General features: G+C 76.1%; 6 protein-coding genes and 1 pseudogene. 4 read left to right on the forward strand and 3 right to left on the reverse strand.

The window, feature by feature from the left end; all coding sequences use genetic code 11:
* Window positions 1-338, reverse strand: a pseudogene (locus RIF68_RS20275) (xylose isomerase); the annotation flags it as partial.
* Between the two features lie 208 nt (window positions 339-546).
* Here RIF68_RS20275 and xylB point away from each other — a divergent pair.
* Window positions 547-2,031 carry a xylulokinase gene (gene xylB, locus RIF68_RS20280; protein WP_309052706.1) on the forward strand — a complete coding sequence of 495 codons (1,485 nt, stop codon included), beginning with the start codon at window positions 547-549 and terminating at the stop codon, window positions 2,029-2,031.
* Window positions 2,032-2,428: 397 nt separating this feature from the next.
* The gene (cpt, locus tag RIF68_RS20285) at window positions 2,429-2,962 is read left to right on the forward strand and encodes a chloramphenicol phosphotransferase CPT (RefSeq protein ID WP_309052707.1); all 534 of its coding nucleotides are present in this window, start codon (window positions 2,429-2,431) and stop codon (window positions 2,960-2,962) included.
* Between the two features lie 126 nt (window positions 2,963-3,088).
* Here the strand turns inward: cpt and RIF68_RS20290 are convergent, their stop codons facing one another.
* Window positions 3,089-4,447, reverse strand: a complete 1,359-nt coding sequence (locus tag RIF68_RS20290) for an erythromycin esterase family protein (protein ID WP_309052708.1) — start codon at window positions 4,445-4,447, stop codon at window positions 3,089-3,091.
* A 225-nt stretch (window positions 4,448-4,672) separates the two neighbouring features.
* On the opposite strand from RIF68_RS20290, the gene RIF68_RS20295 reads away from it, so the two are divergent.
* Both RIF68_RS20295 and RIF68_RS20300 read left to right on the forward strand, forming a co-directional pair.
* The gene (locus RIF68_RS20295; RefSeq protein ID WP_309052709.1) at window positions 4,673-5,488 is read left to right on the forward strand and encodes a serine protease; all 816 of its coding nucleotides are present in this window, start codon (window positions 4,673-4,675) and stop codon (window positions 5,486-5,488) included.
* Between the two features lie 119 nt (window positions 5,489-5,607).
* Window positions 5,608-6,813, forward strand: a complete 1,206-nt coding sequence (locus tag RIF68_RS20300) for an ROK family transcriptional regulator (RefSeq protein ID WP_309052710.1) — start codon at window positions 5,608-5,610, stop codon at window positions 6,811-6,813.
* Here RIF68_RS20300 and RIF68_RS20305 read toward each other — a convergent pair.
* Window positions 6,795-7,488, reverse strand: a 694-nt coding sequence (locus RIF68_RS20305; protein ID WP_309052711.1) for a hypothetical protein, incomplete at its 5' end; no start/stop codon positions are given. The two genes, RIF68_RS20300 and RIF68_RS20305, sit on opposite strands and share 19 nt — an antisense overlap.

Here is a 7,488-nt window from a genome sequence, read left to right on the forward strand (position 1 = left end):
ACGTCCCGGTCGTTCGCGGTGAAGGCGCCGTCCTTGAAGACGGGATGCGTGAAGAGGTTGGTGGTGGCCATGGGGACCTTGAGGCCCGTGCGGTCCAAGGCGGCCCGGAAGCGCTTGACGGCCTGGGTGCGTTCGGTGTCCGTGGCGCCGAAGGGAACGAGGTCGTCGTCGTGGAAGGTGACGCCGTACGCGCCGAGGGCGGCCAGCCGCTCGACCGTCTCGACCGGGTCCAGGGCGGGGCGGGTGGCGTCCCCGAAGGGATCGCGGCCCTGCCAGCCGACGGTCCACAGGCCGAAGGTGAAACGGTCCTCGGGGGTGGGGGAGAAACGCTCCGGCATGGTGTGTCCTCTGCGAAGTCGTCAGGGGCGCCGGGTACTGGCGGCCCGATTTGTTTTCTGCGATAACTAATCCGGTCACCAGTCCTACCCCACGAGATGCCCCCGGCGCCAGACCCGGTGCCCCCACCGGCGGCAGGCCACCCGGACGCCGCGCCGGACCGCACGCCACCGCCCCGGGCCCGACGAAGAGAAGAGATGAGGTGAGAGCGTGTCCCCGAGCCGCTCCGTCGTGATCGGCGTGGACAGCTCCACGCAGTCCACCAAGGCCGCCGCCGTCGACGCCGGCACCGGCGAGCTCCTCGCCCTCGCCCGGGCGCCGCACACCGTCACCGGCAGCGGCGGCGCCCGCGAGACGGACCCGGAGGAGTGGTGGACCGCCCTCGGCACGGCGGTCCGCGCGGCGGTACGGGACGCCGGCGTCCCCGCCTCCGCGGTCACCGGCCTGGCCGTCGCCGGACAGCAGCACGGCCTCGTCGTCCTCGGCCCGGGCGGCCGGCCCGCCCGGCCCGCCCTCCTCTGGAACGACACCCGCTCCGCCCCGCAGGCCGCCGCCCTGGCCACCCGCCTCGGCGGCCCGGCCTCCTGGCAGGCCAGGACCGGCTCCGTCCCCGTCGCCTCCATGACCGCCGCGAAATGGCAGTGGCTCCGCGAACACGAGCCCGCCGTCGCCGAGGCCGCCACCGGCGTCCGCCTCCCGCACGACCACCTCACGGAACGCCTCACCGGCACGGCGCTCACCGACCCCGGCGACGCCTCCGGAACGTGCTGGTACCGCACCGACGACCGCGCCTACGACCCCGCGATCCTCGACCTCCTCGGCCTGGACCGGGCCCTGCTGCCCGCCGTCGCCCCGACCGGCGCCACGCCCGCCGGCACCCTCACCCCGGCCGCCGCCGAAGCCCTCGGCCTGCCCCGTACCGTCGTGGTCGCCGCCGGCACCGGCGACAACATGGCCGCGGCCGTCGGCCTCGGCCTCGGCGGCGCCGGCCTGCTCGACCACCCCGTCGTGAGCCTCGGCACCTCCGGCACCGTCTTCGCCGCCACCCGGAGCCGTCCCGCGGGCCCCGACCCCGCGCTCGCCGGATTCGCCGCCGCCGACGGGACGTACCTCCCGCTCGCCTGCACCCTCAACTGCACGCTCGCCGTCGACCGGTTCGCCACCCTCCTCGGCCTCGACCGGGAGGACGCCCGCCCCGGCGGCGGCGCGGTCGTCCTCCCGTACCTCGACGGCGAACGCACCCCCGACCTGCCCCACGCCTCCGGACTCGTCACCGGCCTCCGTCACACCACGGACCCGCGAGCCGTCCTCGGGGCCGCTTACGAGGGCGCCGTCTTCACGGTGCTCCGCGCGCTCGACGGCCTCCTCGCCGCCTGCGGCCTCGACCCGGCCGACCCGGCGGTACGCGACCGCCCCCTGCGCCTGATCGGCGGCGGCGCCCGCGGCCGCGCCTGGACGGAGACCGTCCGCCGCCTCTCCGGCCGCCCGCTCGTCGTCCCGGCGGCGGGCGAACTCGTCGCCCTCGGCGCGGCGGCCCTGGCCGCCGCCGCGGCCACCGGCGAGGACCCCGTGGCCCTGGCCGGCACCTGGGGCACGGGCGCGGGCGAACCGCTGCCGCCCGTGGCGCGGGACGAGGAGACATGGGACCGCGTGGCGGGGGTCCTGGAGGCGGCGAGCGGGGGGCTGCTGGGGTGAGGCGCTGGGCCTGAAAGCGTGGCGCGCCCGCGTGTCCACCGCCCGGTCGGCTCCGGGCCACGGGCCAGGCCCGCCGGTGCGTCGCCGCGCGGGGGCGGGGGAGTGACGGGGCGGCCGGTGGGAGCCGGACCGTGCGGCGAGCCCGGTCATGCCCCGGCCCCGGCCGGGCCCGCGGGTCGCGAGGGGCCCCGGCGGACGGCGGTGCCGCCCCACCGGGCCGGGCGTGGGGCGGGCCGGGTCGGTCGTGGCGCCGGCACGGGCCTGCGGGCCGCGGGGGCTCCGGTCGACCGTGCCACCCCCACCGGTCGTGACGACGGGCCCCGCGTGATCGCCCCCCACCTTCCCCGGACCGGAAAACCGTTGTGTACGCCCTGGTCAAGGACCGTAGGGTGACGCGGTGACGACTCAGGTGATCGTGTTGAACGGCGGCTCCAGCTCCGGCAAGTCCGGCCTCGTCCGGTGTCTCCAGGCGGTCCTGCCGGACCCGTGGCTCTCCGCGGCGATCGACGCCTTCGTCGACTCGCTGCCCGCCTCCCTGCGGCTGGGCGACGCGGGCATCGGGTTCGCCGACGACGGCGCCGTGCACGTCGGGCCGGCGTTCCGGGAGTTGGAGGCGGCCTGGCGGGAGGGGGTCGCGGCGATGGCCCGGGCCGGTGCCCGGGTCGTCGTGGACGACGTCTTCCTCGGCGGGGCCGAGTCGCAGGAACGGTGGCGCACCGCCCTCGCCGGCCTGGACGTCCTGTGGGTCGGCGTCCGCTGCGCCGGCGAGGTCGCCGCCGCCCGCGAGATCGCGCGCGGCGACCGGCCCGAGGGCATGGCCGCCGCGCAGGCGGAGTCGGTCCACCGGGGCGTCGTGTACGACCTGGAGGTCGACACCACGCACGCCGAGTCCCTGGACTGCGCGCGGACCATCGCCGCCCACCTCGGCTGACGGGCCGCCAACTGGCGCCGCGAGTGAGGGCGTCCGTCGGTTCGGGCCACCGGCCGGCACCGGCTTCCTCCCGGCCCGGCCCCTGCCGTATCCGCCACCCCGCCCCCCGCGGCCGCTCCCTCGGGTTCAGAGCCTTTCGGCCGCCCGGACCCGGTTGAGGTGGACGAGCACGTCGTAGGCCCGGCCGATCGCGAGGGTGGGCAGCGGGTCGGGGGTGAACGTCGAACCGGCGTCGTAGACCGGCCGGGGCCGGCCGAGCCAGGCCCGGGCCGCGGCGGGCGCCGATCGCAGGTCCAGGTAGAAGTCCCGGTACCCCACCCGGTCCAGGGTGTGCTCGTGCATGCCGGGGCGCGCCGCCGGAACGGTGACCGGCTTCCAGTCGCCGTCGAGGCTGGTGTCCTTGGTGAGGAAGGATCCGCCGGCGAAGGTGAAACCGATCGCCGCGTAGCCACGGCCCAGGCGGTCGCGCAGCACGGCGCCCTGGGTGCGCGGGTACAGGTCGGGGTGGGTGGACAGGTAGCCGACGTGGCCGTTGTGTGCGGACAGCAGCATCCTGTGGCCGGTCCGGTCCTGCCACCACAGCACGTTGTCGGCCATGGCCTGGTCGCGCAGGCGCTCCGCGGCCGTGACCGAGGCCGGGTCCGCGAGGTCGACGGTGGCGAAGGCGAAGGTCTGCGCGATGTTCCGGGCGTGCTGCACGGTCCACGCGTAGTCCTCACCACCGGTCTCCCGATGCCCGGCGACCAGGTCGAAGGCCTCCTGGGCCCGCGCGGCGTCCTCCCGCCGTTCCCGGAGCGGCTTGCGCAGGTGGGCGAAGACGTCGTCGAAGGGGCGCAGCCCCGCGTACAACTCCGTGAGCCGGGGCAGGGCCTCCGGCCTGACCGTACCGACGGACCGCAGGACCCGCTCGAAGATGTGGTCGCCGAGTTTCGGTGCCCCGAGGTCGTCGCCCATGAAGTGGACCCGGCGGTCGGGACGGCGGCCGTTGTGGTCGCGCATCCAGCCGATCAGACGGACGAACTCCTCGCGTTCCCAGGGGGATCCGGCCAGCGTCTCCTGTGCGATCCGCCGCGGATCGCCGGGGCCGCCCTGGAGGTACGCGTCGATCCGGAGCCCGGCCGACCAGCTCATCTCCAGGGCGAAGGTGGTGAAGCCGCGTTCCTCCACGAGGTACTGGAAGACGCGGTGCTTCATGGCGAAGAACTCGTGCGAACCGTGCGTGGCCTCGCCGAGGCCCACCACCCGCGCGCCCGTGACCATGGCGCCCAGTGCCCGCAGGTCCGCCGTCGTACCGCCCGGATCCGTGGAGCGCAGCGGGTGCGCGGCCCGCTCCAGGGAGCGTACGACGCCCGCGGGGGACGTGCCGGGTGCGAAGCGTGGCGACGAGGCGGCGGCAGCCACCGGGGCGGCCGCCGCCGAGGCGGCGAGCGCCGCCGTGAGTGTGAGCAGCCCTCGCCGGCCGATCGGCTTCCTGTACCCGTCCATGGTCATCTCTCCTCGTGTGCGGCGGCTCCCCGAGCCGATGCAGTGATCTTGGTGCGCCACTGCGGGGGACCGCACTGAGGCCTCCTGCCGTCCTGGCCCGGGGGTCTTCCCCCGCGATCGGCGGGGGAGCGTCCCCGCCGTTCCTTGGTGCCGGCCGGATGGCGCGGCCGGCACCGGAGCGAACAGGGTGGAACCTCCGAGAGGTACGAAGAGAGGGAACCCCGGATGTTCAGCATGAAGGCGGTCCGCCACCGGGCGGCCCGCACGGCCACGGTCGGCACACTCGCGGTGGCGGTGTGCGCCACGCTGCTGACCGGCGGCGCCGGAGCCGTCGTCAACGGGAACGAGCCGACGGAGCACTACCCGTTCATGGCGGTGATCCCGGAGTCGGCGCCCGAGCACGGGGTGCACGACGGCAACTGCGGAGCCTCGCTGATCGCTCCGCGGTGGGTGCTGACGGCGGCCCACTGCGTGCGGGGCGACGGTCTTCGACTGGACGGCGTCGTCCGGGTCGGCAGCACCGACCGGAAGTCCGGGGGGACCGTCCGGGCCATCGACCGGACCTTCGTCCACCCCGGCTACCGGAACGGCGAGGGGAAGGCCGCCAACAGGGACGACATCGCCCTGGTCCGCCTGGACCGCCCGGTCTCCGAGAAGCCCGTCCCGCTCGCGGAACGGGCCGGACGGCCCGGCACCCCGACCCGCATCCTGGGATTCGGCACCACCTCCGACACCGAGCTGATCTTTCCGGAGCGGCTGCGGGAGCTCCGGACGCGCCGGGGCGCCGCCACCGAATGCGCCCCCGGATACGCCGACCGGACCCGGCTGTGCACGATCAGCCGCGTGCCCGCGGCCATGGCCTGCTTCGGGGACTCCGGCGGCCCGCAGCTCCAAAGGGGCCGGCACGGGCGGTGGGAGCTGGTCGGAGTGACCTCGGGTCCGGGCGCCCCTGGTGTCCCGTGCTCGGCCGGGCCGGGCCTCTACACCAGCGCGCCGGCCTACGCGGCCTGGATCCGGCGGACCATCAGGCACCACTCCTGATCCCGGCGGCGACGGCGGAGCCTGCCCGGCGCCCCCGTGGTGAGCCGTGGCGGCGGGGCCGGCGTCCGCACTCCCGGGGTTTCAAGATCGGACGAACAGGACCTAGGCTCACGCTCACCATGAACCAGCCCACGGGACCCAAGGCCGACACGTCGGGAGTGCGCCGCCACAATCTCAGTCTCGTCCTGCGGACCGTCCACGAGGCGGGCGAGACCACGCGGGCGGCGGTCGCCGCCCGCGTGGGCCTCACCCGGCCCGCCGTCTCCTCCCTGGTCGAGCAGCTGCTCGACCTCGGTTTCCTGGTCGAGTCCGGCAAGACGTTCAGCGGCCAGGCGGGACGCCCGGGCACCGTCCTCAAACCGGCCGGCACCGGCCCCGCGGGACTCGGCGTCGAGATCAACGTCGACTACGTGACCGTGTGCGTCGTCGATCTCACCGGCGCCGACCGCGTCCGCCGCACCGAACGGCTGGACAACCGGACGACCGGATCCGGCGAAGTCCTCGCGCGGGCCGCCCGCGTCGCCGCCGACGCCCTCGGCGCGGCGGCCGGCCACGGCCTCGCCCCGGCGGGCGCCGGCCTCGCCCTTCCCGGCCTCGTCTCCGGCGGAACCGTGCGCCAGGCACCCAACCTCGGCTGGCACGAGGTCGACGCGGAGGCCCTCTTCGCCGCGGCGCTCACGTCACTCCGCCCGGAGACCGCCGGTCTGGCGGTGACCTCCGACAACGAGGCCAACATGGCGGCGCTCGCCGAGCTCCGCTTCGGCGACCTCGGCGACCTGCGTACCTTCGTGCACCTGACCGGGGAGATCGGCGTCGGCGGCGCGATCGTCGTCCACGGCGAACTCCTGCGCGGCGCCCACGGGTTCGCCGGCGAGGTCGGCCACCTGGTCGTGGACGCGGACGGTCCGCGCTGCCGCTGCGGTTCGCGCGGCTGCCTGGAGCAGTACGCGGGCCAGGCGGCGCTCCTGCGGGCGGCGGGCGCCCCGGACGTGGACGACCTCGCCGACCGGGCCGCCGCCGCCGACCCGCGCGCCCTCGCCGCCCTCACCGAGGCGGGCCGCATGCTGGGCCGGGCCCTCTCGGGCGTCGTCAACCTCCTCGATCCGGAGGCGGTCGTCCTGGGCGGCATCTACCCCCGCCTGCTGCCCTGGCTCGCCCCCGCCGTGTCGGAGGAACTCTCCGCCCGCGTCGTCTCCGGCCTCTGGTCCCCCGACGCCGGCCGTCTCCGCCCCGCCTCCGCGGCCACCGACGCCTCCCGGGGCGCCGCCTCCCTCGTCCTGCACGACGTCCTCACGGACCCCCTCGCCTACGCCCGCCCCTCCTGACCCGGGAGGCCGGCCGGGGACCCTCCGCGGGCGCCCCGGGCCGCCACCCGCACCAGTCCGCGGAACGGCCGGAACCACGGGCCGGTACCGCCGGGTTCCGCCGTGAACCCCGCGAGCACGAGGAGCCGCCGCCCGTCCTCCGCCACGGAGAACTGCTCCACCACGGGCGCCGGGCCCCCTGCGGTGGCAGGACGTGCGGCCAGCTCGTCGGCGAGCGACCGGCCCGCCCCGGCGTCCTCGGTGTCGTACCACCGCACGGTGAAGAAGCCGGCGCTTCCCGCGCGCCGCCGGACGACCCGGCAGGGGACGTAACGGCCCGGCGGATCGGCCGAGTAGAGGGCCTGGACGGCCAGGCCGAGGGTCTGCTGGTTGCCGGGATCGGCGGCGAACGCCCGGTGGGCGGCGGGACTCGTCCACTGGGCGAAGTTGAGGACGGTCCGGCCGTCGGACCCCTCCAGGCAGTGCCGGGCGAGGTAGGCGGGGGGCAACCGGGTCTTCTCCCAGGCGTCCATGACGCCGGACATCACCCTTCGCTGCCGCTCGGGTCCCTCGGTGTGCCAGAGGGAGGCCAGGACGAGCCCCGCGTCGGGGCGGGTGAGGTCGGGACGTGCGTCCGGCCGCAGGCCGGTGTCGGTGAGGTTCATGAAGGAAGCGTCCGACCTCAACCACGGTCGA

The sequence above is a fragment of the Streptomyces sp. genome, assembly GCF_031178505.1.
GTDB classification, from domain to species: Bacteria; Actinomycetota; Actinomycetes; order Streptomycetales; family Streptomycetaceae; genus Streptomyces; species Streptomyces gulbargensis.

Coding starts and splice junctions, on each gene's coding strand:
- RIF68_RS20290 (WP_309052708.1), bottom strand. CDS start 4,447: ATGGACGGGTACAGGAAGCCGATCGGCCGGCGAGGGCTGCTCACACTC.
- RIF68_RS20295 (WP_309052709.1), top strand. CDS start 4,673: ATGTTCAGCATGAAGGCGGTCCGCCACCGGGCGGCCCGCACGGCCACG.
- RIF68_RS20300 (WP_309052710.1), top strand. CDS start 5,608: ATGAACCAGCCCACGGGACCCAAGGCCGACACGTCGGGAGTGCGCCGC.